Below are 1,326 nucleotides of genomic sequence, written 5' to 3'. Positions count from 1 at the left end.
TCTTCAAGCTGATTTGATCATATATGGACACTTCCTATTGGCAAGTAGTAAATCTGAAAGTTTTAGGTAAAAGATTGCAGACATATATCCGAGTTCAAGGACTCTTAATGATTTCCGCTGAGCATGCTCTTATCAACAACACGAACTTGAAAGTCCTAAGATCAAATCAGAGTTCCATACTCACGGTCTTACCTGTTTTCTCATTTCCACTTCATGCGCAATTTTAGATAGATAGTAATTCAGGATTATAGTGTTGCTGATTAGCCAATAAAGCCCATGCAATTCGAGCATTCCGATTAGCTAGTGCGACTATTGCAACATTCTTGTGTTTTCGTTTCAGTAAGTCATTCAACCAGCGGTGAGTATAAGTGGTTGGCTGTTGCTTTAAGTGCCCAAGAACAGCTCTTGCACCATGCACTAGTAGTCTTCGTAAATAGCCATCCCCCCGCTTGCTTATACCAAGCAATACTTGTTTGCCACCCGTTGAAAACTGCTTAGGTACAAGTCCAATCCATGCAGATACCTGCCGTCCATTATTAAAAGATGCGGGGTCACCTATACTTGCAACAAGTGCGGTGGCAGTTATAGGGCCAATTCCAGGGATCTCTGCGATTCTTTTAGAATCAACATTCGTACTGTGCCATTGTTCAATTTCTTTTGTTAACGCACTAATTCGTGAAGAAAGCTCATCAATTAGTTCTTTTAAATGAGTAACCACGCAGCGAATCGGTGGCGTCAAATTATTTTCAGCATCCTCTAAAACCAGAGGGAGCTGCTTGTTAAGTGATGCACTTCCTTTAGGAAAGACAAGACCAAACTCAGCCAGCAACCCACGTAATTGATTAGTTTGGCCAGTTTTCATTGAAACTAACCTTTCTCTAGCTTTGTGAACAGAAAGGATTGATTGCTGTTCAATCGATTTTATAGGTACGAAACGCATGTTAGGGCGAGTTACCGCTTCACAGATTGCTTCAGCATCAGCGGTATCGTTCTTATTTGATTTCACATAGGGCTTAACAAACTGCGGAGGCATAAGTTTAACGTCATGACCAAATTGCTTGAATACTCTTGCCCAATAATGAGCACTGGAGCAAGCTTCCATACCAACAAGACAAGGAGGCATATTGGTCAACGTTTCGGACAACTTCTTTCTGCTGATATTTTTCTTCAAAAGAACTTTGCCTGATGAATCTACTCCGTGAAGAGCAAAAGAAGATTTAGCTAAGTCGATACCTAAAGTTGCAATGGTCATGGTCTCTTCCTCATTTATGTTACCGACTATAAGTTTAGACGGTGGGTGGAAGTGTCCATATCATTAACAACGCC

General features: G+C 41.0%; 1 protein-coding gene. It reads right to left on the bottom strand.

Annotation, left to right across the window (positions count from 1 at the left end; translation table 11 throughout):
* Positions 1-223: 223 nt before the first annotated feature.
* On the bottom strand, positions 224-1,252 hold the full coding sequence (locus AB4209_RS22200) for an IS110 family transposase (protein WP_017065108.1): 1,029 nt from the start codon (positions 1,250-1,252) through the stop codon (positions 224-226).
* Between the last annotated feature and the right edge of the window lie 74 nt (positions 1,253-1,326).

The organism is Vibrio sp. 10N.286.48.C11 (assembly GCF_041469805.1).
GTDB classification, from domain to species: Bacteria; Pseudomonadota; Gammaproteobacteria; order Enterobacterales; family Vibrionaceae; genus Vibrio; species Vibrio crassostreae_C.
This window is presented reverse-complemented; position numbering and strand designations above follow the sequence as displayed.

What these genes read in the sequence shown, in the direction of transcription:
- AB4209_RS22200 (WP_017065108.1), bottom strand. Translation starts at nt 1,252, where the DNA reads ATGACCATTGCAACTTTAGGTATCGACTTAGCTAAATCTTCTTTTGCT.